The organism is Rossellomorea vietnamensis, from assembly GCF_008180615.1.
Lineage (GTDB): Bacteria > Bacillota > Bacilli > Bacillales > Bacillaceae_B > Rossellomorea > Rossellomorea vietnamensis_D.
The window spans coordinates 24,316-49,937 of the sequence record NZ_VTEH01000023.1 but is presented as its reverse complement, the minus strand read 5'-3'; the positions used below and the strand labels follow the sequence as shown (position 1 = coordinate 49,937).

General features: G+C 43.2%; 23 protein-coding genes. 10 read left to right on the top strand and 13 right to left on the bottom strand.

Annotated features, from left to right (window positions below):
* Positions 1 to 500: 500 nt before the first annotated feature.
* The gene (locus tag FZC79_RS20820) at positions 501 to 683 is read left to right on the top strand and encodes a hypothetical protein (RefSeq protein WP_148948596.1); all 183 of its coding nucleotides are present in this window, start codon (positions 501 to 503) and stop codon (positions 681 to 683) included.
* Positions 684 to 772: 89 nt separating this feature from the next.
* On the opposite strand, the gene FZC79_RS20815 is transcribed toward FZC79_RS20820, so the two are convergent.
* The 6 genes from FZC79_RS20815 to FZC79_RS20790 all read right to left on the bottom strand — a co-directional run bounded on the left by FZC79_RS20815 (position 773) and on the right by FZC79_RS20790 (position 6,254).
* Positions 773 to 1,399: an NUDIX hydrolase gene (locus FZC79_RS20815; RefSeq protein WP_148948595.1), complete on the bottom strand. Its 627-nt coding sequence runs from the start codon at positions 1,397 to 1,399 to the stop codon at positions 773 to 775.
* 18 nt (positions 1,400 to 1,417) lie between these two features.
* On the bottom strand, positions 1,418 to 1,864 hold the full coding sequence (locus tag FZC79_RS20810) for a threonine/serine exporter family protein (protein WP_148948594.1): 447 nt from the start codon (positions 1,862 to 1,864) through the stop codon (positions 1,418 to 1,420).
* Between the two features lie 124 nt (positions 1,865 to 1,988).
* Entirely contained in the window at positions 1,989 to 2,750 is a 762-nt protein-coding gene (locus FZC79_RS20805) for a threonine/serine exporter family protein (RefSeq protein WP_148948593.1), read from the bottom strand.
* Between the two features lie 187 nt (positions 2,751 to 2,937).
* Entirely contained in the window at positions 2,938 to 3,804 is an 867-nt protein-coding gene (locus tag FZC79_RS20800; RefSeq protein ID WP_148948592.1) for a carbohydrate ABC transporter permease, read from the bottom strand.
* Complete coding sequence (locus tag FZC79_RS20795) at positions 3,804 to 4,850, bottom strand: carbohydrate ABC transporter permease (RefSeq protein WP_148948591.1); 1,047 nt, start codon at positions 4,848 to 4,850, stop codon at positions 3,804 to 3,806. The genes FZC79_RS20800 and FZC79_RS20795 overlap by 1 nt, the downstream gene beginning before the upstream one ends.
* Positions 4,851 to 4,955: 105 nt before the next feature.
* Positions 4,956 to 6,254, bottom strand: coding sequence for an ABC transporter substrate-binding protein (locus FZC79_RS20790; protein ID WP_148948590.1), 1,299 nt, complete (start codon positions 6,252 to 6,254; stop codon positions 4,956 to 4,958).
* A gap of 339 nt (positions 6,255 to 6,593) precedes the next feature.
* On the opposite strand from FZC79_RS20790, the gene FZC79_RS23925 reads away from it, so the two are divergent.
* The 3 genes from FZC79_RS23925 (at position 6,594) to FZC79_RS20775 (ending at position 9,540) form a co-directional block, all read left to right on the top strand.
* Positions 6,594 to 7,451, top strand: coding sequence for an STAS domain-containing protein (locus FZC79_RS23925; protein WP_148948589.1), 858 nt, complete (start codon positions 6,594 to 6,596; stop codon positions 7,449 to 7,451).
* A 265-nt stretch (positions 7,452 to 7,716) separates the two neighbouring features.
* On the top strand, positions 7,717 to 8,529 hold the full coding sequence (locus FZC79_RS20780; RefSeq protein WP_148948588.1) for a metallophosphoesterase: 813 nt from the start codon (positions 7,717 to 7,719) through the stop codon (positions 8,527 to 8,529).
* 219 nt (positions 8,530 to 8,748) lie between these two features.
* Positions 8,749 to 9,540 (top strand): CAP domain-containing protein, encoded by a 792-nt coding sequence (locus FZC79_RS20775; RefSeq protein WP_252183420.1) that lies wholly within the window; start codon positions 8,749 to 8,751, stop codon positions 9,538 to 9,540.
* Positions 9,541 to 9,642: 102 nt separating this feature from the next.
* Here the strand turns inward: FZC79_RS20775 and FZC79_RS20770 are convergent, their stop codons facing one another.
* From FZC79_RS20770 to FZC79_RS20740, 6 genes are all read right to left on the bottom strand, one after another.
* Entirely contained in the window at positions 9,643 to 10,218 is a 576-nt protein-coding gene (locus FZC79_RS20770) for a general stress protein (protein ID WP_148948586.1), read from the bottom strand.
* Between the two features lie 782 nt (positions 10,219 to 11,000).
* Positions 11,001 to 12,230, bottom strand: a complete 1,230-nt coding sequence (locus tag FZC79_RS20765) for an aminopeptidase (RefSeq protein ID WP_148948585.1) — start codon at positions 12,228 to 12,230, stop codon at positions 11,001 to 11,003.
* A 192-nt stretch (positions 12,231 to 12,422) separates the two neighbouring features.
* Positions 12,423 to 13,616: an MFS transporter gene (locus tag FZC79_RS20760; protein ID WP_148948584.1), complete on the bottom strand. Its 1,194-nt coding sequence runs from the start codon at positions 13,614 to 13,616 to the stop codon at positions 12,423 to 12,425.
* Positions 13,617 to 14,898: 1,282 nt separating this feature from the next.
* Complete coding sequence (locus FZC79_RS20750; protein ID WP_148948583.1) at positions 14,899 to 16,536, bottom strand: hypothetical protein; 1,638 nt, start codon at positions 16,534 to 16,536, stop codon at positions 14,899 to 14,901.
* Positions 16,537 to 16,538: 2 nt separating this feature from the next.
* Positions 16,539 to 17,330, bottom strand: coding sequence for an ABC transporter ATP-binding protein (locus FZC79_RS20745; RefSeq protein WP_148948582.1), 792 nt, complete (start codon positions 17,328 to 17,330; stop codon positions 16,539 to 16,541).
* Between the two features lie 262 nt (positions 17,331 to 17,592).
* Entirely contained in the window at positions 17,593 to 17,844 is a 252-nt protein-coding gene (locus FZC79_RS20740) for a sigma-G-dependent sporulation-specific acid-soluble spore protein CsgA (RefSeq protein WP_148948581.1), read from the bottom strand.
* 175 nt (positions 17,845 to 18,019) lie between these two features.
* On the opposite strand from FZC79_RS20740, the gene FZC79_RS20735 reads away from it, so the two are divergent.
* The 6 genes from FZC79_RS20735 to FZC79_RS23395 all read left to right on the top strand — a co-directional run bounded on the left by FZC79_RS20735 (position 18,020) and on the right by FZC79_RS23395 (position 24,405).
* Positions 18,020 to 18,667 (top strand): nucleoside deaminase, encoded by a 648-nt coding sequence (locus FZC79_RS20735; RefSeq protein ID WP_148948580.1) that lies wholly within the window; start codon positions 18,020 to 18,022, stop codon positions 18,665 to 18,667.
* A 79-nt stretch (positions 18,668 to 18,746) separates the two neighbouring features.
* Complete coding sequence (locus FZC79_RS20730; protein WP_148948579.1) at positions 18,747 to 19,472, top strand: DUF421 domain-containing protein; 726 nt, start codon at positions 18,747 to 18,749, stop codon at positions 19,470 to 19,472.
* 209 nt (positions 19,473 to 19,681) lie between these two features.
* Complete coding sequence (locus FZC79_RS20725) at positions 19,682 to 21,433, top strand: sensor histidine kinase (protein WP_148948578.1); 1,752 nt, start codon at positions 19,682 to 19,684, stop codon at positions 21,431 to 21,433.
* The gene (locus FZC79_RS20720; protein WP_148948577.1) at positions 21,418 to 22,155 is read left to right on the top strand and encodes a LytR/AlgR family response regulator transcription factor; all 738 of its coding nucleotides are present in this window, start codon (positions 21,418 to 21,420) and stop codon (positions 22,153 to 22,155) included. Before FZC79_RS20725 ends, FZC79_RS20720 begins: the two co-directional genes overlap by 16 nt.
* Positions 22,156 to 22,804: 649 nt before the next feature.
* Entirely contained in the window at positions 22,805 to 24,256 is a 1,452-nt protein-coding gene (locus tag FZC79_RS20715) for a carbon starvation CstA family protein (RefSeq protein WP_148948576.1), read from the top strand.
* A complete protein-coding gene (locus tag FZC79_RS23395) occupies positions 24,256 to 24,405 on the top strand; it encodes a hypothetical protein (RefSeq protein WP_187442911.1) in 150 nt (49 codons plus the stop codon). The genes FZC79_RS20715 and FZC79_RS23395 overlap by 1 nt, the downstream gene beginning before the upstream one ends.
* A gap of 580 nt (positions 24,406 to 24,985) precedes the next feature.
* Here FZC79_RS23395 and FZC79_RS20710 read toward each other — a convergent pair.
* Positions 24,986 to 25,549: an REP-associated tyrosine transposase gene (locus FZC79_RS20710; protein WP_148948575.1), complete on the bottom strand. Its 564-nt coding sequence runs from the start codon at positions 25,547 to 25,549 to the stop codon at positions 24,986 to 24,988.
* Positions 25,550 to 25,622 lie beyond the last annotated feature (73 nt).

Genomic DNA, 25,622 nt, shown 5'->3' with positions numbered 1-25,622 from the left:
CATCTTAAAGGGAAAATATTACGAAATTATTAACAATCTATGTACAGGTTGGGAAGTTTTCATGAATGGGTATTAAACAAACGTTTGATTAATAAACCCTTAAGCTCCCTATTTTAGAACAGCAGCGTTGATAGCCTGTACTTTGTCAGCCAGTTTTATAGTGCAGCATGAAAAAGCGCAAGCGACTCTTTTAGCCCCGGCAGGTAAATGTTTTCCAGGAAGGAGAAGGGGCGGATTTTCTTGGAGATATGTATGATGAGGAGACTGCTTCGGTCGGGAGGGGCCGATTCTTGTGGAGATATGTATGATGCTGAGGCCGCTTCGGTCAGGAGGGGCAAATTTTCTTGAAGATATGTATGATGAGGAGGCTGCTTCGGTCGGGAGAGGCCGATTTTCTTGGAGATATGTATGATGCTGAGGCCGCTTCGGTCAGGAGGGGCGGATTTTCGTTGAGATATGTATGATGTTGAGGCTGCTTCGGTCGGGAGGGGCGGATTTTCTTGGAGATATGTATGATGAGGAGGCCGTTTCGGTCTGGAGGGGCGGATATTCTTGGAGATATGTATGATGAGGAGGCTGCTTCGATTGCGGTAGCCGCGTTTCCCTTCCAGATTTATATGGTGATACGAAGGGCTAAATTTAGCCAAGTGGATACAAATCCTTTGGCGCTGCAGGCGGCTTAAGGAACCCTGCCATATTTTCAAATCTATAATTTGATACTTTTCTAATCGTAAGAAAGACCGCCAAGTGATGGACGGTCTTAAACATATTTCTATCTTTCTATATAATTGCGGATGTTCTCGAGCACTGCCTGGTAATAGGAGTTTTCATGGGGCACAAAGTCTTTCTTTTGAGCAATTAACTCTTTCTTTTCTTTCTTTCCATCTAAGGTAATCTGGAACCCTTCTAAATGGATGTACTCTATCCCGCCATCTATCAACTTTTCAAATTGGGCAAACTCTGCCCGGAAAATACCGGATACCTCCTCTTCCTCTACAGAGAAGTCCTCCATCGATCCTGTAAACTCATATAAGAAAAGGCGGGCTCTTTCTCTATCAATAAAGTTCTCTGTAGTAACCTCATACGGAATGATCCCCACGGGAACCAAATTTGCAAAAGATACCTCTATCCCTGTCTCTTCCCTTACTTCCCTGATTCCTTCCTCAAATGTTTCATGAGATAAGATATGGCCCGCTGCGGTGATATCAAGCAGATTGGGGTAATCTTTCTTTTGGGGGCTGCGCAGTTGAAAATAGAGATAACAGATGCCTTCTTTTCTTTCAATAAACCAGCAATGAAACGTTTCGTGCCAGTACCCCTTTTGGTGAACCTCATGACGCGGAGCCGTTCCAATTGCTATTCCTTCATTATTAAAAATTGTAAGAGTTTCCTTTTCCAAATCCTTCACTCCTAAGCCTCAGCTCTTTAACGTGCTTAATTTCCGTTTTCTAATAACCTGGTTGATCACTTCTGAAAAGACAAGACCAATAGCAATCGAACCCGAGATCATAAAAGCTTTTGCAGCTAAATTTATTGCCGAGTTATAATCATTCTGCACAAAATTCCTCATCGCATCATAAGCCATCCCGCCCGGAACCAATGGGATGATTCCAGCCACACTGAATATAATGATGGGTGTTCGATAAATTTTAGAATAAATTTGGCTTAGAACAGCGACCAGAAATGACGCGGTTACAGTAGCAAGGACAATATCGACCTCGTTCATTGTCATCACGATATAAACGATCCAGCCGAACATCCCCACACTTCCGCACTTAATCAAAGACTCCCTCGGCGCATTAAAAATAATGCCAAAAGCCGCTGAAGCAATGAAGCTTGTGATAATTTGTTCTATTATATACACTTTGCCGATCATCTCCTATTACTTAATACCTCTCGAAGGGTCAGAGTCCTGTCATGAACCACGGACCGTGATTCTGAAGGGGTATCGACTGATAATATTACTCCTGCCCGTCATAAAACACTGTTTACACGAACGTAAAAACTATCGCAATTCCAGAACCTATGGCAAAAGCCGTCAGAAATGCCTCAGCACCTTTTGACAATCCGGAAACCAGATGCCCCGCCATCAAATCTCTTACTGCATTAGTAATGAGAAGCCCTGGGACAAGAGGCATGACCGAACCAATAATGATTTTGTCGAGCTCAAAACCGACTCCGCTCCAAATGAATCCGAACGAAAGCATCCCAATTGTAAAAGAAGCGAGAAACTCGGCAAAAAATTTAATCGGTACTACTTTGTGAAAGTAAATCAGACTCAAAAACCCTATCCCACCTGTTACTACTGCCGGAAGGAAATCATGCCAGCTTCCTTGGAACATAATCAGAAAGCAACCGCTGGCAATGGCAGCCGCCAGAATCTGAATATAAAAAGGAAACGGCATCGTAGCAGCATCGGCCTCTTCCAATAGCTCATAGGCCCTGTCTATCGAAAGTTCCCCGCTGCTGATTCTTCTGGAAATGCTATTTACTACAGTTACCTTCTTTAAGTCTGTCGTTCTCTCTGAAATCCGGATCAGCTTTGTTTTCGTCGGTTCTGAAGTTTCAATCGAAAAAATGATTCCCGTTGGCGTAACGTAGCTGTGGGACTCTTTTATTCCGAAAGAGGCGGCGATCCTCATCATTGTATCTTCCACCCTGTAGGTTTCCGCCCCGCTCTGCAGCATAATTTTCCCGGCAAGAAGGCAAACCTCCATGATGTCATATTTAATCTCCATTTGTTTTTCCATGCATTCACTCTCTCCAATAAACACCTTAAGGTTATGTAGCTACAATTCTATAGGAAACAGGATTGTATAAGCAACACTTTACTGCTTTAAAGCGTGAAGAGGGACTGTCCCTCTTCACGCTTTAAAGCAGTAAAGTCATCAAACAAAAAGAAGAAGCTGCGGACAGCTTCTTCTTTTCGCTCTATTATTATTTAATTCCGCCCGAAATATTGGATCCTTCGATAAAGTGCTTTTGGAAAAAGAAGAATAACAATACCACCGGTGCCAGCACCATGACGGACATGGACATCAGATAGTGCCACTGCGTCTGCATCTGTCCTTTGAAGGTCTGCAGCCCTATCTGGAGGGTGTACATGCTTTCATCATTAAGATATAGAAGCGGTCCGAGCAGGTCATTCCATGCTCCATTAAAGGAGAAGATCGCAACGGTTATCAATGCCGGCTTTGTCAGCGGCACCATGATATGCCACCAAATTTGAATATGATTCGCTCCATCCAATACAGCCGCATCAAGCAGCTCATTGGGAATGGTAAGTGAAAACTGTCTAAGCAGGAAGATAAAAAAAGCACTTCCCAGGAAAGAGGGAACAATCAAAGGAAGATAGGAATTAATCCAGCCAAGCTTTGAAAACAGAATATACTGCGGCACCATCGTTACAAATCCTGGAATAAGCATAGTAGATAAAACCAGTACGAATAATACGTTCCTGCCTTTAAAAGGAATTTTGGCAAATGCGTAAGCGACCAGTGAGTTAATAAATACACTTCCAATTGTACCTATTGTAGCAACCATCAATGTATTAAGCGTCCATCTCGTAAAAGGTGCAGTCTGCCATGCTTTTACATAGTTTGAAAACTGAAACGTCTCCGGAATGAATGTCGGCGGATACTGAGCAATTTCCTGAGGTGTTTTCAGTGACGTTGAAATCATCCACCACAGCGGAGAAAGAATGACAACGCTCCCCGCTATTAAAATAAAGAGAATGAACCATTTATGCGCTTTTTCCCTGAATTTTTTGGATTGATGAAATTTAAGTTTTTCTGTATTTTCCATTACTTTTTGTCCCCTCCTTCATAATAAACCCATTTCTTCCCAAGCTTCAGGTTGATGAAGGTTAAGAAAAGGACGATAACGAATAAGAACCAGGCCATGGCCGTTGCATAACCCATATCGAAAATTTCAAATGCATTATTCCACATATGCAGGTTGTAGAATAACAATGAATTCGCAGGGCCTCCGCTGCCATTATCCGTCATGACATAAGCTTCCTGGAATATTTGGAACGAACCAATCGTACTTGTAACAATATCAAAGAAAATGATTGGCGTTATCATCGGCAGAGTAATATAGAAAAACTTATGAAAAATATTAGCACCATCTAGTTCTGCCGCTTCATACATTTCTTTAGATACCCCTTGAAGCACTGCCAGATAAAGAAGCATTCCTCCCCCAACGCTCCAGAGCTTCATAATAATAAGGGAAGGCTTGGTCCATTCTGGATCAAACAGCCATGCCGGTCCGTCTACACCAAACCAGGCAAGGAATGTATTGATCATTCCTGTGCTTGGACTCAGAAGCTGCATCCAGAGGAAGTAGACAGCTACTCCGGAAAGAATGGATGGCAGATAAAAGATCGTCCTGAAAAATTTCATCCCTCTGACTTTCTGATTCAACAGGGCCGCCAGGAGAATGGCTCCTGCGGTTGTTGCCGGAACTGAAAAAAGAACAAAATAAAGTGTGTTCCAAAGAGATGTCATAAACATCTCATCGATTGTGAACATCTTTTTATAGTTATCCAAACCAATAAAATTCATTTTGGAAGTGATATTATAGTCCGTAAAACTTGCTGCCAATGAAAATATCATCGGTCCCAGTGTCAACCCAAAGAATCCCAGCAGCCATGGACTGATGAACAAATAACCAAATAGGTTATCCTTTGTTTTTTTGTTAATAATTTTTTTCTTCTTCACAGGCTTATCAACTGCTCTGATTCCGGCTGCTTCGTTTTTTCTTTTTAACTTGACATTTCCAGAGTGAAGGCCGGTTGACCTGCCGGATTCAGTAGTGTCTGAAATTACTTCTGCGTTGGACCCCTTCATAGGAATACCCCCCTTTTTATTAACCCGAGTGCTGGAGCATGACAAAAATGAAAAAGTTTTTTATTGACCAAAAGAGAGAAGGAAACCCTTCTCTCTGGATGGCATTTACCTCTTCACTTTCTCTACTGATTCCTGAGCAGATTTTAGTGCTTCTTCTGCTTCAAGCGAGCCCATCATGAACTCATCGACCTTTGGATTCAGGAGATTCTGATAATCAGGGTATTCAACCGGCATTGGATGAAGTTGAGTGAATTCAAGATTATCAATAGTCGCCTGATAAATTTCTTTATCTTTTCCTTCTAACTCTTCGGCTGCTTGTTCCGCTGCAGCAATATTTGCTACATTATCAAAGTTCTGCTTTGCCCAATACTTTTGGGCTTCTTCCCCTGTTAAATATTTAATGAACTCAGCTGCTGCTTCAGGATTGTCAGCACCTTTAGGAATTTCGGCAACAAACCCGCCTCCATCACTCCATGGCTTGCTGTCTTCGTCAAAAGCCGGAACAGGTGCTACACCAAAGTCCATATCCTGTCCGAATTCTTTAATCTGCGTATAGAAGTTACCAACATTGACCCACATAGCTACTTTGCCGCTGATGAAAGGATTGGACTGCTCGCTTCCAAATTCAGCCTGGAAGCTTTGAACGGTTTTATCTCCGATTCTGTCTTTCCAGCTCTTGATCCATTCAACCGCCTCTACTTTTCTTGGCGTGTTGATAAATACTTCTCCGTCTTCAACTAACTTTTGGCCTTCATCGGCGTTGACCATCCAGGAATTTGCTCCGATGCTTCCCCACAGCGGGTAAAAGCCCACGCGCTCGTAGCGGTCACCGTCTTTAACATCCAGCTTTTGTGCATATTCTTCAAGCTCTTTCCAGGTTTTCGGCGGCTGTTCAGGATCCAATCCAGCATCCTTGAACGCTTCTTTATTGTAGAAAAGCATGCGGGTATCTGTATTGAAAGGCACTGCATACGGCTTTCCTTCATATTCAACCGTATCCCATAGATGTGGATAATATTGTTCCTTAAAATCTTCCCCAAAATATTCGCTTAAGTCTTCAACCTGCTCATTTTCTGCCCGCTGTGCAACCGAGTTGATATCATTGATAATGACATCAGCTGGATCTCCCGCTGCAATGGAAGCAAGGTTTTTTGTCCAAATATCGCCCCAAGGCAGATATGTATGTTTAACAACAATCTCGTCTTGAGATTCGTTAAAGTCCTTAATAATTTTCTCTATCATAGGCTTTCTGGTTTCAGAACCCCAAAACGTCCAGAAATCTACAACCTTTTTACCGTCTTCCGTGACATTTGCACTTGCTCCCTCATCGTTACCGCAGCCGGCTAAAAAGCCTGACATCAGCAGAACAAGAGAAAGAAGCATAGCTAAACTTCTTTTCTTCATTTGTTACTCCCCCTAAACTTGATAAATATTACAATAAACTTACAAATTACTTCTGCTTCTTCTTCTACCCCGCTTCTTCTTCTCCTTAAACATTTATCTACAAAAAAAACTAAAAAAAATTCTGACATTGTCATTTTATGTCTATAGTATGCCTGACTGTCCACTAAGGGAGAAGGACTTGATAGCAGTTTTTACAGGCACATTTGTAAACCAGAGAATTTAACAATCACCTTGGAATTTCTCACACAAATTACCGCAACTTTTTTTGGAATGAATTTATTGACTTTGGATCCTCTTTTCTTGAAAATGATTATATACCTATTTATATAAGGAGTTCACATGAAAACAAAAACCGAGGAACTGTATCATTTTCTAATTGATAATATCCCTTCATTTACCGAAGATTGGCTTCAATTTCAGGAAATAAAGACCGGCTCACATTACTCATTGGATGCACCTCCTGAAGTATTAGGAAAAATCAAGGAACAAAACGGAAAGTATGTTAGACTTGTTGCCGAGTCGCTGCTTCAGAATGAAGAGGAAATGAAAAAAAGCATCGCAGACTGGACCTCCCAAACAGCTTCTGACAGAGCGAACTCTGATACCTCGTTAACGGAAGTGACTAGAAACGGAGGCTATTTCCGTACAATTCTCATTGATTACATCGAGAGATTTGCCACTCAGACTGAACTTGACGTAAGCATAGGAGATTTGTTTCACTGGGTGAAAAAAATTAACACCACTTTTGACTATGTCATGGAAACATTCACAGATAATTTCCTGAAAATCCTGTTAAGCAGACTTTCCTCTCAATCCATGCTCATCAACGAATTAAGCGCCCCTGTCATTACACTTACCGAGGATGTGGGGCTTCTTCCTATCATCGGAGATATCGATACATCGAGAGCCAAGAGTATTTTGGAAACGACTTTGCAGCAGGCGGCTGATTCCGGAATTTCGTACCTTATCATTGATTTATCCGGTGTGGTCATGGTCGATACGATGGTCGCACACCAAATCTTTCAGCTCATAGAATCCCTTAAGTTGATCGGGGTGGAGACCGCTCTGACCGGCATTCGTCCGGAAGTGGCCATGACAGCTGTTCAATTAGGTATCGATTTTTCTGAAATCAAGACAGAAAGTTCTTTGGAAAGAGTCATACTGACTTTAGCCAGGAAATTGGAGAAAAATCTTTAAGGTTTGTTTTGGGGTGCGTTCATCAGGATCGCACCCCTGTTTAGTGTTTCTTCCCTAGACAAGGGGCGACGCGGCAAGGATAAGCTCTTCGTGAAATAGAGATTTGCGGCCCAATGAGACTGCCTTTTAGAAAGATAACGGCCCGGAAAACGGATTTGCCGGCCATTGAGATCCCTTTTTCGAAAGATAACGACCAGGAAAAAAGGAACTGCTGACAAACGAGGTATATACGAAAAAAGCAATAAAAATAAAGGGGGAAGAACCATTGCGAAAATGGTTTTTAGCCGCAGCTGGAATTATTTTATTGGCCATTTTTTTATACTGGCAGAACAATTCTATAGTAAAGACGGGAATAGACATTGCCTCTGGTGATCTCCCGGCTGCATTCAATGGCTATAAAATTATTCAGCTTTCCGACCTCCACAGTAAGTCTTTTGGGAAAAATCAAAAGAACATAATTGAAAAAGTCCGAAGCTCCCAGCCTGACTTAATTGTTTTCACAGGAGATTTAGTCGACGGAAAGAATTACGATGAGGAACCCAGTCTCTTGTTAATGAAGGGACTGCTGCAAATAAGCCCGGTGTATTTTGTAACAGGCAACCATGAATGGTGGTCCGGGAACTTTCAAGAGCTGGAAAAGAAACTTCTGAACTTGGGAGTAACAGTTCTGAGAAATGATCATGTTGAAATTGAAAAGGATAACAGCAAAATTACGATACAAGGAATTGATGATCCCGATGGTCGACTTTCTGTTGAAGAAACCATGGATCTTTCAGCACCTGGGACTGCGGAAGAATTCCGCATCCTTCTTGCTCACAGACCTCAGCATTTCCAACTTTATCAAGAGCACCAGTTCGACTTGATTTTCTCCGGCCACGCCCACGGCGGCCAATTCAGGCTTCCTTTTCTCGGAGGGATTATTGCTCCTGACCAAGGATTCCTGCCGGAGTATGATGGCGGGAGATACCAATCTGGAGACTCAGTCATGATTGTGAACCGTGGACTCGGCAACAGTATTATTCCCCAACGGCTTTTTAACAGGCCGGAAATCATCGAAACCACACTCCTTTCTAAATAACCTTGCAAAGAGCCATGAGGCAGCCGTCGTATGGCTCTTAGTTTCGGGAAGCGATAAGCTAACCTGGTAATCCAGTTTTAGTTCCTGGGTTTTATAATTGCATGACTGGCGCTTAACATCCTCCCTTTATTTCTAGATGCAGTTTTTACCTCTTTTAAAAACAGTTCCATTGCACATATTAAATAATGGTCAATGGACCTAAAAAAGGAGGTAATAACAATGAAGACAAAGCTTAAATCTTTTCTTATATGCGCCATCGCACCCTTGATGATACTGACAGCTTGTAATGGCAATGGAAATAATGAACTTGCGGATCCACAGGATGTAAACTACGATCCTGTAAGCTTCAATGGTGAAAATCCAAACATGAACGAAAACGGCAATGGAAATGCACGTACAAATCGTGATCCTGATGACCCTGCTGTTCAGCGTCAGGGACGCAACCTATTTACACAGCGTTACCTGATTCCAATGGACCCCCGTAATGGCGGACAGCGTTATACCCAGAGAAATGAACAGAGTAATCAAGGTAACCAGGGGAATGGTCAACAAGCCGCTCAGGAACCTGAAACACCTCAGCAGCCTGCAGAAGATAATGAACAGAATGCTGAAGCAAAAAACGGGAACATGGATGAATATGTTCAGCAGGTCATTGATTTAACAAACGGTGAACGCAAAAAGAATGGGCTGCCGGCCTTGAAACCTCATGCTGAATTATCCAATGTGGCCCGCATTAAATCTGAGGACATGGTGAATAAAAATTACTTCTCTCACACGTCTCCAACATATGGATCTCCATTTGAAATGATGGAGAACTTCGGGATCGAGTACAGCACGGCAGCTGAAAATATTGCTGCCGGCCAGAACTCCCCTAAAGAAGTTGTTCAAGCATGGATGGACAGCCCGGGACACCGTAAAAACATCATGAACAATCAAGTGACCCATATTGGAGTCGGCTACGCGGAAGACGGTGGAATGGGAATTTATTGGACACAGATGTTCATTAAATAAGCAGTCCAGACCTTTCAATCTCCCTAAGGAAATTCAGATGAATGAAAGCAGATCACACAAAAAATCCCGGCGAGAAACTCCGCCGGGATTATTTCACTGTTATTACAGGTTGGTGTTCGTACCATTGTTGACTCTTACATTTTCAGGATAAGTGTGAGTATTGACTGCATTGTTGTTTGAGAAATGGCCATAGACTTTATCTTCACGGTTTTCATCCGCTTCAACAAGGACTACAATATTTCCCTTATTTAAATAATTCTCATATTCCTTCGCATGTTCTTCAGGAATACCAGCTCCCGTCAGAGCACCAACAAGTCCTCCTCCGCCGGCACCGATTGCAGCACCGCTCAACGCTGTTGCTAACGGTCCTGCTGCAGCCAGCACACCAATACCAGGGATGGTCAGCAATCCGACCTCGGCAATGATACCAGCGATACCGCCGAGCACACCGCCCGTTCCTGCACCAATACCGAATCCTTTACCAGCGTTCTTGCCGCGTCCGCTGTCTTTTTCAGTTACTTCTGTTTCTGTTTCCTGCTGAATTCCTTTAACATCGTCATTATCTTTTGCAAAAATTGAGATATCTTCTTTCGTATAGCCCATGTCATGAAGTGCTTCAATTGCCCGCACCGCTTCATCTCTGTTTCTGAATACTCCACCGATTATAGACTTTTTCATTTGATATACCTCCTCAAAAGATTTCTACATAAAGTGTAATTCCCTTATAGCCAGCAGCTAAACGTGCAATTATTTAGAAAGCTATTATTCAAATATGAATTTTAGATTTTTTTAAAAAATTCCTGTTGAACCTGCTTTGCAGGCTCTAAAATTTTTCCAGACCCATATAACTTCCTATTCACATATTTGCGGCTTTCTCGCGGAGGATGTGTCGATTTTGTCACAAAGAACTTGGACTTGTTGTTAACGGAGTTTCCACACGCTGTCACTCTAATAATTGCAGAGCTGCATTTCTTCCTGCTCCTAATGGCCAATCAATTTATATAAAAAAGGCATAGGAGAATAACGGATTTTGTTTTCGAGTACAAAACTAAAAAAAGGAGTGTCAAATCGTATTGGTTTTGACACTCCTTTTTGGTTGATTTAGCGGTATCCTTACTGCTAAATCTGTTCAATTGGTTAAACAAAATGCACCCTAAATAGCAAATGACAGACCTTTTTGTTCTTCAAAATTTGTCCACAATTTCCTAGACACTTGCAATCCCATATTAATAAGGAGAGTTGTTAATCCTTAAAAACCCAGCAATGAATTGATTTGAACGGAAGGTGAGTGACCTCCTGCGGGACTAGCGTGACGTCTAGTTTCAGCACTTGGAGTGGAAATCAGTAGACATAGTTTTGGTTGTGAATTACTCAACCATTTCTCTGACTAATTCAAAAATTGTACTTCAAAACAGAACACGGTAAAAGGAGAAGACCCTTTGCCTTTTTGTGTAAGCAGTTTAAAACGCCCAGTTTCCTTTTCTAAAGACAACTTCCTTTGAGCCGTCTTTAAAAAGCCCGTCAATATCCATGTTTTCAGAACCGATCATAAAGTCTTCGTGCACAATGCTGTCATTAAGCCCAACGGCTTTTCTCTCATCTTCGTTTAATGTTTGTCCTCCCTCATAGCAAGTTGGATAGGAAGAACCAATGGCCAGATGGTTAGAAGCATTTTCATCAAACAACGTATTGAAAAACAGGATTCCTGTTTCGGAAATGGGGGATTTGTGCGGAACCAGTGCCACTTCTCCCAAATATTTTGCTCCTTCATCTGTTTCCATCATTTTTTCAAGCAGTTCCTGACCAGTCTCTGCTTCCGCCTTGATGATTTTTCCATCCTCGAAGGTCAGCTTAAAGTCTTCAATTATGTTCCCTTGATACGCCAGCGGCTTGGTGCTGGTAACATAGCCGTTTACCCCATTTTTAAGCGGTACAGTATACACTTCTTCGGTTGGCATATTTGCAATGAAGGTGGTCCCTTCTTTATTCGTTGAACTCCCTGTCAGCCACAAATGCTTTTCCGGAAGTTCAATCGTCAAGTCTGTTCCAGGGGCAGTATAATGAAGCTTCCAAAAATGTTTCTCGTTTAATTGAAAAGCTTTGGCTTGCAGCGTCTCAATATGTTTGCGCCATTCATCGACAGGATCGTCCTTATTGATCCTGACAGCCTCAAAAATTTTATCCCATAGAGCAGACACCCTTTCCTCTTCTGGAAGTTCAGGAAAGACTTTATCTGCCCATTTTTGTGAAGGCATCGCAATGATGGACCAGCTGATCCGGTCTGTCTCTATGGCTTCATAAAAGCTCTCAAGGGCATTGCCTCTCGCCTTTTCAAAGGTTAACAACCTTTCGGGAGGAATACCTTTCAATAAATCAGGATCATCTGCTTCGACCTGTAAGAATGCACCGCCTCTATCAGCAACAGCATCGAAAGCGGATGCCATCCACTCCGGAAATTGTTCAAAGGCACTATCAGGAGCATGTTCATAATGAGTTCTTTTTATCTCTTCGTCGTACCATTGTACATGTACTTCCCCAGCTTCAGCCAGGTAGGCCTGCTTCACGATTTTCCTCACAAGGCGCTCAGTCCCCATAGGTGCAGAAATCCACAAGTATTGGCCTTTTTGTATATTGACGCCGGCTTTCACAGCAAGCTCAGCATATTTATCTAAATTTCGTTCAAAGTCCATTTCAATTCCTCCAATTCATTATTTAACTTCTATACTATATGTGATCAATCATCACAACAGGACTTATCCAAACCTTACTCCTAATCACCAGAAAACATCAAGCTAAAGGCATTTGATTAGCCCTCTAAAGCAAAAAAGGGACAGTCCCTCACCTCGCACAAAGCGGTGAAAAACCGTCCCCATATATCTTTATCAAGCTGAAGGTGATACCTGCGTTTGCTGCTGCAGTTTTTTCCCTCTAGCTTCTTTGATAGTCAAGACCATAGCGATCAATAAGAATGCGCTGGAGATCTGGAAGAGTGTTCCTGTGCCCACGAATTGAGCAAGAATACCAAAGACCAGCCCACTCAAGCCGATTCCGAGGTCAATTGACGAGAAGAACATTCCGTTGGCAACCCCTCTTCTCTTGGCAGGTGTCTTGGAAAGCACCCATGATTGCAGGGTTGGAATCAAAGAACCGAAACCTACCCCGAACAGGACACCGGCAATGATGATCGGCAGGTTTGAATGAGCGAAAGACAACACCCACATACCGATAAAGGTCACTCCTGTACAGAATAATATCAATCCAATCGGCCCTTTTTCGTCAAACCACTTTCCTGCAATAGGACGTGAAAGAGAAGCCATGATAGCATTGAAAAGATAGAAAAGGAAAATCTGGTCAATCCCCCGCTCCTCTCCGAAGATGACGATAAAGGTCACGATCGAGCCATAACCGAATGTGGCAATCATTGTGATGATCGCTGGATAAATACTTGACTTTTCAATGAGAGAACCAATATAAGAAAACTTTAAGTCCTCTTTCTTCGCCTCTTTTACAGCCGGCGGAGTGTAGTAATGCACTGTCGAAAGCAGGATGAGCGCGATAATTCCCAAGGCAGTTGAAATATAAATAAGATTGCTGAACGATGTCACTTGAAACAAGTAAATACCTAAGCTTGGTGCGACGATCATCCCAATGGTAATTGATAAACCATAGTATCCCATTCCTTCACCCAGCCTGGAGTTCGGAACTACATCCACCGCTGCGGTTCCATTCACAGTTGTGGACCAGCCCCATGCAAGCCCATGCACAAAACGGAACAACAGGAAAATCACGACGATTTGCGAGAGCGGATAGATGACCGTGATCAAAAGTAGCGAAAGCGCTCCGATCAGCACCAGCGGCTTCCTCGTTTTATATTCCAGCATATAGCCGATAAAAGGCCTGCTCAATACAGCACCTACGGAAAATAAGGTTGTGACAAGTCCGATCTCCAATCCCGATGCCCCAAGAGATTTAATATAGGGAGGCAAAGTTGGAATCAGCATTTGAAAGGACATGAAAACAAACAAATTCCCCACCATCAGCATGATGAATGATTTGGTCCAGAGTGTTTCTTTCACGTGAAGTACCTCCTGTATCAGCCTTTAGTTTCAGGCTTTTTTCACAAAAATAAAGGCAGTTTTCCAAAAAGCGTTTGTTGTAAGAGGGACATAGAATACCACTGCACAACAAAGCTTTCAAAAACAGCCAAAATAAAAAACAATCTCCTCAGCGGAAGATTATTAATTCATTTAAATAATATTTCGGATTACTAAATAATAGCACAGGTTCATTGAAAATGGAACAATAAAATCAAAAGCGCAAGCGCCTTGGTCAGCCCCGACAGGCAAATGTTCCTCAGAGAAAAAAAGGCGCTCTTTCCTTTTATTCTCTGAGGGTTATTTGACCCCGAGGGGCTAGGTGCTGCAGCTGGACGGATCAAAAGCGTAAGCGCCTTGGTCAACTTCGACAGGAAAATGTTCCCAGGTAGGAGAGGGGCATTTTTGGTTATAGGGCTGCTTCGGTCGGGAGAGACATAATTTTCGTCGAGATATGTATGATGTTGGGACTTCTTCGGTYGGGAGAGACATAATTTCCGTCGAGATATGTATGATGTTGGGACTGCTTCGGTCGGGAGAGACATAATTTCCGTCGAGATATGTATGATGGTGGGACTGCTTCGGTCGGGAGAGACATAATTTTCATCGAGATATGTATGATGTTGGGACTTCTTCGGTCGGGAGAGGCATAATTTCCGTCGAGATATGTATGATGATGGAGCTGCTTCGGTCGGGAGAGACACAATTTCTGGCGAGATATGTATGATGGTGGGACTCCTTCGGTCGGGAGAGACATAATTTCCGTCGAGATATGTATGATGGTGGGACTGCTTCGGTCGGRAGAGGCATAATTTCCGTCGAGATATGTATGATGRTGGGACTKCTTCGGTCGGGAGAGRYATAATTTCCGTCGAGATATGTATGATGTTTGGACTGCTTCGGTCAGGAGTGACCTATTTCCGTCGAGATATGTATGATGTTGGGACTGCTTCGGTCAGGAGTGACCTATTTCCGTCGAGATATGTATGATGATGGAGCTGCTACGGCCGGCAGTGACCTATTCCCGTCGAGATATGTATGATAATGGGACTTTTTCGGTCGGGAGAGGTAACATGCCGATGAGATATGTATAATCTTAAGGCTGTCGATCGTTAGGGAGTCGCTCTTTTCATGATCACCAGTTATTCCGCTGAATTTCTGGTTATTTTTCTCGGATTTAGTATCGAATTGCAACAGATTTCATAAAAAGAGCCTTAAAAAAGAAGCCTCCCGCTGTAAAAAGCAGCAAGAGGCCTTCTTCTCTTTACCTTAAATCTTCCCAATCTGTTTTGAAAGAAAATCTCCATAAAACAGGAGCCATAATAAGCAGGATAGCCAAATAAATAAAGCTTCCGTAATTAATCAGAAGGGCCAGGAAATGAATCCCTACAAAGACTCCGTTTAACAAAAAGTAAGGAACAAGTTTCCATCCTTCACTGTCCTGAGCTGCTTCGAAGGACCTTGAAAAGGGCAATGTCCCTTTAATCATGCTGAATCCGATAGTGATATAGACAATGCTGCTTAAGAAGATGATGACAACATCCTCAAGAATCCTGATTCCAAAGAGGAAGATAAAGATGAGGCTGATAACCACATATACCGGAAGGAAAAGCCTTACCATGACAGCTTTGATGGTTCCAGTATAAATGCTTCTCAACTGTCCTACAGGGGCAGTCCTATAAATCCAGGACGCTTTATGTTTTCCTGAATACTTTACCATCATCAGCACATTCGGAATCATCAGCATGGTGAAATACAAGGACAGAAACCACTTACTCTCCCTGATACTGTCAAAGGAATCCACCTGGAGCTGATTGAAAATGAAAATGAAAGGAAATATCAGAGAAAAGCCAAGTGAAGGATAAACCTTCAGCTTGAAATCACGTTCCGTTTTAATCATCGATCTGGCAAAACGGTAAAATGCCCTCTCCTCTCCATTACGGCAAAAGAAGGCAGCTTCCCAGTTCAAGTACCTCTGCGCCGTCTTCTTTTCCTTTCCGCTATGGCTGGACAACTTCTGCAAATTCCTCTCGAAGGAAGGCATCATTTTAGCATAGATGAACAGTGCTATAATTGGAATAACAAAAGTCAATACGGTAAAAGCAATGATATAGGGGCCGCCTTCTCCTTGTAAAAATAACTGAAAAGGCCCCCCAAACCAGACAGGTGGGATCAGGAACTGCCACCAAGCCGGAGAGAATTCCACTCCGAACTCAACCAATTCAAAAGACCTGGCGACAAACTGATACCCGACTGCCAAGCCGATGGAAAGACCGATCTGGACATAGTTGATGATATCCTTCAGTTTTTCTCCATCAAAAAAGCGTAAAATCGTGAAATACAATATTGCTGTTATCACCACTATCAGGAAATCCATCAAGATAATTTCCACTAAAAACAGCAAAAAGAATAATGGCCCATGAGCAAACAGGCTGACCACAAGAGGAATCGCCGCAATGGCTGCGGTCAGGAAAAACAAATAGATACAGACATGCAGGGTTTTCGCCAGACTAATGGTCCTCTTATCTACAGGCTTCGTATGCAATATATTCCGATCCCGGACATCAAGCAGGACTGAGGAAAAATCTGAAATCATGGAGGTCATAATAATAAACATCAGTACTCCGAATGTAATGCTCATTTGAAATAGATAACTGTCCCCCATAAGCATGAATGGCACAAGAAATAATCCGTATAAAGCATATATCCATAATGACTTGATGAAGCGGTTGTTATCATCTTTTTGTTTCTTATTGGACTGGTTAAATACCGTCGGCACCCTTCTGCCATCCATGGTCAGTTTGACTTGCAGGATTTTTCTCAGCAGCTTGTAGTCAATGCCCTGCTTTGTGAACATCCAGCGAAAAAAATCCAGAAACCGAAGTGTAGGAAAGTCTTTCATCCTTACACCCCGCCTCTGACAATTTCGACAAACCGCTCGGCAATCTGGCCATGTTCATTAAAGCCTGTAAGTTCATTGAAAATTTGTTCCAGGGTGCCATCCATATTCTGCCCCTTTAATTCTGCAAATGTACCATCCGCGACAATGCGGCCATCATGAAGGAGGATGATCCGGCTGCTGATCTTTTCCACAACATCCATGATGTGAGAAGAATAAAAGATGGTCTTCCCTTCTTCTGCCAGCTTCGCTAAAATTTCTTTGAACACCATCACACTATTCGCATCCAGTCCGTTGATCGGCTCATCAAAGAACAAGAGCTCGGGATCATGAAGAAGGCTTGAAATGATGAGTACTTTTTGTTTCATCCCTTTTGAGTAAGAGGCTATTTTTGAATGAAACACACCCTCCAGACCGAATATATTCATCAACTTGAATGCTTTATCTCCCGCTTCCTCTGCGGTCATTCCATAAAGCTCCCCGATAAATGTCATATATTCATTCGCTGTCAAATTATCATAAATCTCCGCAATCTCCGGGACATAGCCAATTTTCCTCTTATAATCTATGTTACTATCAGAAATCTTTTCACCAAAAACCTCTATCTCGCCCCGATCTGCCGTTTCAAGGCCGAGCAGGATTTTGACTGTTGTACTTTTTCCTGCACCATTCGGACCAATATATCCAATGATCTGCCCCTTTTGAACCTCTAAATCGATCCCTTTCAGGACATGCTTCGAACCAAAACTCTTCTGAAGTTCTCTTATCGACAGAACCGTCTCTCCCTGAACTCCCATTACGTCACCCCTTTTTTGGGTTAATTGTAACATATTGGGCAGGGAAAATGTTCCTATTGGTGACAGTCACAACCCGGAATTTGTCGAATACAAAGCCATCTTGCTTCCACAGCCGGTTCCTCTTCCCTTTAATAATGGATTCAATCAAAAAAGGATGGTCGAGGCTCGAACAATTTCTTCAAGGTCGCCATCCATCCATATTATTATTAATTCGCCTTGTTCTACTCTTTAAGCGAGAATCTCATGAACATGCTAAAAAACATCAATATAATAATTCAAACACTCCATTCAACTGATATCCCCGCTCCAGGTCACCAGCTTCATTCGCATGATTGATTTCATTATCAAGAATACTCTCAAGCGAACGGATTTCTTCCTCATTGAGATCCCTGACGAAGGCACCCTCGGATGCGTAATGCCCCTGCTCGATTTTGCGGTTGATCTCCCTCATCAAATCATTGGCTTCAGTATAGTTGGAAAGCACTTCCCGCAAGTATGCTAAATTCTGATCCATTTCCACCCTCCTTTGCACCACTGTATATAGAATTAGGATGAGTAGAAATGGCAGAAATATGCGGCACCTCCATGAATTAAAAAAGAAAGGAATTATTCGACAAATTCCGGGGCGTGACTGTCACTAAGGAGGGTATAATAGAGGAATATTTAACCATAAAAAAGGAGTGAATCCTATGTGGGACAATTTATCTCAAGCATGGAAGACCTGTTTTGAGCAAGCGTGGCTTTCTTATTGCAGCGGCTCTTTCCCTATCGGTGCGGTGATAACGGATGAAAACGGCAAGGTGATCTCGGCCGGCAGGAATAAGGTATATGAGAAGTCACAAGAACCAGGCCAGATCTGCAGCAACAAGATTGCACATGCTGAAATCAATGCCATCTTGAAAATCGATAATCTGGAAACCAACAGAAACAGGAAGAAGTACAGCATCTTTTCCACGATGGAACCCTGCGCCTTATGCTTCGGGGCCATCGTCATGTCAAGCATCAAAACCATTCATTATGCAGCAGGCGACGGCCTGGCTGGAGCCACAAACCTGGTAAATGGGAATAATTATATCACTGGGAAATCCATTTCAGTCCATGGTCCCCATAAAGAGCTGGAAATCGTGCAACTCGTTCTAAAAACCGACTTTGTTCTCCGAAGAGGACATGATATTGAAAGGATCATCACATGGAGAATGGACTGTCCCTCCGGTGTCGAACTCGGAGAACGATGGTTCAACAATGGAACACTTCAAAATGCAAAACAGAATGGCAAGCCCTTTGGAGAAATCTTTGAAGAGATAATGGAGGAAACCAGACGAGCTGTCAAAAAATGAGCCCATTCTCCCTCCCTGCATAAATCCCCTCCTGCTGGAAAGATTATCACTATCTGGATATAGTGCGGGAGGAATCAATATGATTGAAACGTTGAAAGAAACATTGCTTGTCCTTGGAAGGATCATCACCATCCTTCCTCTGCTTTTATTCATTACAATTTATATGGGAAAACGGGCAATCGGCGAACTGCCCATCTTTGATTTTCTGATCATATTGACACTGGGATCCGTTGTCGGTGCAGATATCGCCGATCCGGAAGTTCAGCACCTTCAGACGGGGATTGCTATAATCGCCATCGGAATTCTTCAAAAGGTTGTATCCAAGCTGAAGATTGCCAATCGATTCATTGGAAGACTTTTAACTTTTGAACCGACGATAGTTATTCAAAATGGAAAACTTTTGAGGAAAAACATTAAGAGCATTAATTACTCTGTGGACAATGTGCTTCAAATGCTGAGAGAAAAAGATGTATTTACTATCGACGACATCGAAACCGCCATCATTGAGTCAAGTGGATCTCTCAGCGTCTACAAAAGGGCACAAAAGCAGACGGCGACAGCCGGAGACCTTGGCATCCTCCACTCTTCTCCCGGCATATCCGTACCCGTTATTATGGAAGGAACCATCTATCAGAATGTCCTTCATCAATTCAATCTCAATGACCAATGGCTGGATCACCAGCTGCAGACGAAGGGGATACATGATACCAATGAAGTGTTTTATGCTTCCATTAATAAAAATCTTGAGCTGCATATTTCCCTCAAAGAGGAAAACCCAGGGAATATCCCTTACCTTTATCATTAAAAACAGGTCTCAAGATAGCCCTCTTTTACCCAAGGTAAAGGAACCCGATCAGCTCTGCTGCCGGGTTCCTCAAAGAACTCTGCCCCATTGCACAGATCATAAGCACAGACTGCGGCTGCCGAAAAGCCCTGATTTTAAAACAACTCCCCTGCTAATCATTTTCCCCTTTTGATATAATAGAAGAACACTTTCTTAAAGGAGTCTCCGCCATGTTCGACTTACTTTTCACCATGCTCGAAAGACTCGGAATTATCGTAACGATTGCCTTTATCTTAACGAGATTCCGCTTCTTCCAGAGCATGGTCTACCAAGATAAATTACGCGGAAGGCAGCAAGTTGTTGCCATCCTTTTCTTTGGTTTTTTCGGTATCATCGGAACCTATTCAGGCCTATCCTTCAGTACGGAAACAATGGATTTCAACCGGTGGGCAATGAATCTTGGATCCGATGAGGCGATTGCCAATTCCCGGGTAATCGGGGTGGTTCTTGCCGGTCTTCTCGGAGGCTATCGTGTTGGACTCGGAGCGGGTCTCATTGCAGGAATTCACCGTTTCACCCTGGGCGGATTCACAGACATTGCCTGCGGAATCGCCGCGATTGCCGCTGGGATCGTTTCTGGTACATTTCATCAGCGGAATAAGCATGTGAAACTGCCGGCAGCTTTCCTCATAGGGGCACTCGCCGAAACAATCCAAATGATCATCATCCTTTTGGTGGCAAAGCCGTTTGAAAGAGCCTTGACACTCGTCGAAATGATCGGCGTCCCGATGATCCTTGCTAATGGTCTCGGCTGCGCCCTGTTTTTATTAATTATTAAAAATGTCGTGAATGAAGAAGAAAAAGCAGGTGCACTGCAGGCCCAAAAGACACTGAGAATCGCTGACCAGACACTGGCTTACCTGAGAAAAGGGATGAATACAGACTCTGCTAAAGCAGTCTGCGAAATCCTTTTTAAAGAAATTAATCCATCTGCCGTCGCCATGACCAATAAGACGAGCATCCTTGCTCATACAGGAAAAGGAGACGACCATCACCGGGCAGGCAGTCCGCTCCAGACCCACATTACCAAGGATGTCATCAAGCACGGTAAACTGGTGGTTGCAAATGATGAGACCATCCACTGTGTGAAGAAGGATTGCCCGCTTGGTGCAGCGGTGATCGCTCCTTTAAAGCAGCGCGGGGAAACCATCGGCACATTGAAATTTTATTTTTCATCTGAAAAAGAGATTTCCAATGTCATTCTTGAATTGATTTCCGGCCTGAGCGTCCTTCTCAGCAATCAGCTTGAAATTGCGGAAGCTGATAAAGCCCTTCAATATGCAAAAGAAGCCGAGATCAAAGCCCTTCAGGCGCAAATCAGCCCGCACTTTTTGTTCAATTCCATGAATGTCATCGGCTCCTTGATCCGGATTGATCCTGCTCAGGCACGAAAGCTCCTCATCTCCCTTTCGCATTTTTTAAGGCAGAACCTGACGGGCACAACTGCTGAAATCACGTCTTTGGAACAGGAACTAAAACATGTAAAGGCTTATCTCGCCATTGAGGAAGCTCGTTTTGTTGATAAGCTGAAAGTGGAATATGATATTGATGAGAAATCGTTATCCCAGATGATCCCTCCCCTTACCCTCCAGCCCATAGTGGAAAATGCCATCAAACACGGCATCAAAGATAAGCGGGAAGACTGTCTTGTAAAAATTACGATCACTAAAAAGGTTCAGGGATCAGCCATCTCGGTACATGACAATGGAGAGGGAATTCCTCCCGACCGTTTAAAGCTCCTGGGAGTGAACAGCCTTGAATCCGAAACCGGTACAGGATTCGCTTTATATAATATCAACAGAAGGCTGACAATGATGTTTGGTGAAAAAGCTGCCCTGAACATCTTGAGTGATTACGGAAAAGGAACAGAGGTCTCCTTTTTCATCCCTGAAATGGAGGAATCGGAATGGAAAAAACAATAAAGGTACTGGTCGCTGATGATGAACGGTACAGCCGGGATGAACTCAAGCATCTGCTTAGCGAGTATTCCTCCATTGAAATTGCCGGAGAAGCTGACTCTGGGGAAAGTGCCATCCTTCAGTCCATCCAGCACAGTCCAGACGTCGTATTCCTGGATGTCGAAATGCCGAAGTTGAATGGCATGGAAGCTGCCAAATCCCTTTTGGAACTGAAGAAGCCGCCGCTGATTGTTTTCGCCACAGCTTATCCACAATTTGCGGCAGAAGCATTCCGTTACGAGGCTGTCGACTACTTGTTAAAACCTTATGACGAAGAACAATTAGAACAAACAGTAAAAAGAATTGAAAAGCAGCTGCTTCCTTCCCCCCTTCCTGACACAGAAATTTCCAGACAGCCAGGCAAGCTGGCAGTCGAAGGCGAAGGCGAAATCCTGTATCTAGATCCTGCTCAAATCCTGTATATGTGCAGGGAAGAAAAAGTATCACAAATCATAACCAAGACAGCCCGATATGAAGTCAAAACACCTCTTAAGGATCTGGAAAGCCGCCTCGGCGCCTATTCCTTTTTCCGCATTCATAAAAGTTATATCGTCAATCTGGATTACGTCTCGAAGTTAACCCCCTGGTTCAACGGAGCCTATCAGCTTGAAATCCAAGGATTCAAAGAGAAACTCTCCGTCAGCAGAAATTATGTGAAAGCACTCCGCCAGAAGCTCGAACTGTAACATTAACGAGGCTGGGACAAAACCTTAATAAAAAGCTATCTTCGCAAAGATTGTGGCTGAGTAAAAAGAATGGATTCTGCTCCGTCTACGTTCAGGAAAAATCGATAAATAACCTTAAAAGCAACATCTTTCAAATAGAGCCTATTAAAATGAAAGAACCGCATGAAATCAAGTATAAAACCTTGAACCCATGCGGTTTTATTTTTCTACTATCCCAACTTATGTCCCAGCCTCGTTTTTTTAGAAGTTAGGCAGCGTTTCGGAATCCAGCTCCAAAACCCCAGGCTAGCTCGATAGCCCTGCAATCTGTACCCCTTTGAGCGGGGCGCTTCCGCTTTTTATCCAATCCAGCTTCAGCGACCGAGGGTCCGTACCCACCGGAACGGACTTTGCCTCCCGGGGTCAAATAACCCCCGGCGAATAAAAAGAAAGACCGCCTTTTTTTCGCCGGGGAACATTTGCCTGTCGGGGCAGAACTGGTCGCTTCCGCTTTTTAGTGTAAAGGCTTTCAATCCTCTGCATCTTAATCCTTTCTGACTGCATCTTAATCCTCCATTTTTGCATCTTGCTCTTAAAATACACTATTCTGCGACAATCAATCTTATAATCTATGTAAACGCATTCATATAACTCTTAAGGAGGATTTATCATGTATACATTTCTAGCCGGAATAGCATTATTGATTGTTGGTTATTTTACGTACGGCAAGTTCGTCGAAAAAGTTTTCGGTGTGAACGAAGGAAGAACGACACCTGCTTATACTCATCAGGATGATGTCGACTACCTGCCAATGAATACACCTAAAAACTCATTGATCCAGCTCTTGAATATTGCTGGTGTCGGACCAATTTTCGGGCCGATCATGGGGGCTCTTTACGGACCTGTGGCATTTATCTGGATTGTCATTGGATGTATCTTCGCTGGTGCTGTCCATGACTATCTTACCGGAATGATTTCCATTCGGAACAGGGGCGCTCACCTTCCTGAGCTTGCGGGTAAATTCCTGGGCAAGTTCATGAAACACATTGTGAACGCATTTGCTGTTTTACTTTTATTATTGGTCGGTACGGTTTTCGTTTCAGCACCTGCTGATTTGCTTTTCAACCTTATGGACGGCTGGGCCGCAATCGGATTGATCCTTGGTGCCATTTTCATTTACTACATCCTGGCTACCCTTCTTCCAATAGACAAAATCATTGGGCGCTTCTATCCAATCTTCGGGGCACTTCTATTAATCAGTGCTTTGGGAGTCGGCGGTATGCTTATCTTTACAGGAGCACCTATTCCTGAATTGTCACTTTCTAATTTTCACCCTGACAATGCACCAATCTTCCCGTTACTATTCTTGACTATCTCTTGCGGTGCACTTTCAGGATTTCATGCAACACAAACACCTATTATCTCCCGTACGACTCAAAGCGAGAAGAATGGACGTAAGATTTTCTACGGCATGATGATTGCCGAGGGGATCATTGCCATGATTTGGGCCGCTGCGGCAATGAGTTTATTTGACGGCTATAATGGCCTGAATGATTTGCTTGCAAATGGAGGACCTGCCGGAGTTGTCAGTGAAGCTTCCACTCTTATGCTTGGTGCTGTCGGAGGAACACTCGCTGTTCTGGGTGTCATCATTCTTCCAATCACTTCAGGTGATACAGCATTCAGAAGTGCGCGTATGATTATCGCAGACTACTTCAACTTTTCTCAAAAGAAAGTCTCAAGCCGTCTATGGATCGCTCTTCCATTATTCGCGATTTCCTTTGCTCTGACGAGAATTGACTTTACGCTTCTATGGCGTTACTTCTCTTGGGCAAACCAGTCAACGGCCGTTATCGCCTTGTTCGTTGGTGCAATGTACTTGTATGTGGCCAAAAAGAACTTCTGGATTCCGCTGATTCCTGGTATCTTCATGCTGATGGCTACGACAACGTATATCTTGAATGCGCCTATCGGATTCGGTATGGCACTCAGCACTTCTTATATTGGAGCTGCGGTCATCTCTGTCATCTTAACTGTCACCTTCTTCGTGGCTGCCAAAAAGGCAAGGGCTAACAATATCCCTCTTGAAGATGATGTTTCCAACTGGAAGCCGGCTGCCTGATGGGCTGCTGCAGTCCGGGCTATCGTAAAACAGTGAACGAGGAAGAAGAAAGAATCAATGAGAAAGGGAGCGATACGCTCCCTTTCTCATTGAAAATCATCTTGATAGCAGCTGCTGCAGCTTCCGTGATTGTTATTATACTGATTTGACTAACCAAAACCTCGGGAGCTGTTTTTCCCGGGGTTTTGGGCTTGTTGGAGGTTGATTTTTTGGGTTGGGATAGGTCTGGTTTTTGAGCCTGGCTCAGATCCATCCTTTTGAGCCTGGCTCAGATCCACCTTTTTGAGCCTGGCTCAAATCTACCCTTTTGAGCCAGGTTCAGATTCACCCTTTTGAGCCTGGCTGAGATTCATCTTTTTGAGCCTGGCTCAGATTCATCCTTTTGAGCCTGGCTCAGATTCATCCTTTTGAGCCTGGCTCAGATTCATCCTTTTGAGCCTGGCTCAGATTCACCTTTTTGAGCCTGGCTCAGATTCACCTTTTTGAGCCTGGCTCAGATCCATCCTTTTTGAGCCTGGCTCAGATCCACCTTTTTGAGCCTGGCTCAGATTCACCTTTTTGAGCCTGGCTCAGATTCACCTTTTTGAGCCTGGCTCAGATTCACCCTTTTTGAGCCTGGCTCAGATTCATCCTTTTGAACCTGGCTCAGATTCACCCTTTTGAGCCTGGCTCAAATTCACCCTTTTGAGCCTGGCTCAGATCTACCCTTTTGAGCCAGGCTCAACACAATTACAACTTGTTATAGAAACTGCCTTTACTTAAATTTAGTTCCACATAACTTTTGTAAGTTTTTTTAGATCCACCGCAAAGATTTTCAATGATTTTGTTACTGTTTATTATTGGCTCTTCATAATTGGCTATGAAAATTTTATAACTGCTCCAAGGGTATTTTTCTGGATTTTTCACCATTCCGGCTTTTACTGGGTTTAAGTAAATATACCTGCTTGTATCCATCTTGTGTTTCCAATCTTTAATGATTTTATCATCAAAGCGGTTTTGGAACAGATGCCTAATATATCTATATTTGTTATTGAAATATCTAGCATAAAGGGAGTGGATATAATGGATGATTACTGAGGGTGAATGTGCTTCTGTTTCTATTAATAAGTGGATATGGTTAGGCATGAGGCAATAGGAGTGGAGTTTAAAGGGAAAACATTTTTGAGCTTTTTCAAGCAGATGGAGATAATAAATGTAGTCATCTTTCTCATGAAAGATAGTATCTTTTCGATTTCCGCGAGAAGTTATATGGTACATTGCACCTGGAAACCATATTCTCTTTCTTCTGGGCATTGGATCATCCTCTCAATATTTATATATTATCTATTCTATAAAAAGGGCAGCAATCCTGCTTTGGGATCGCACC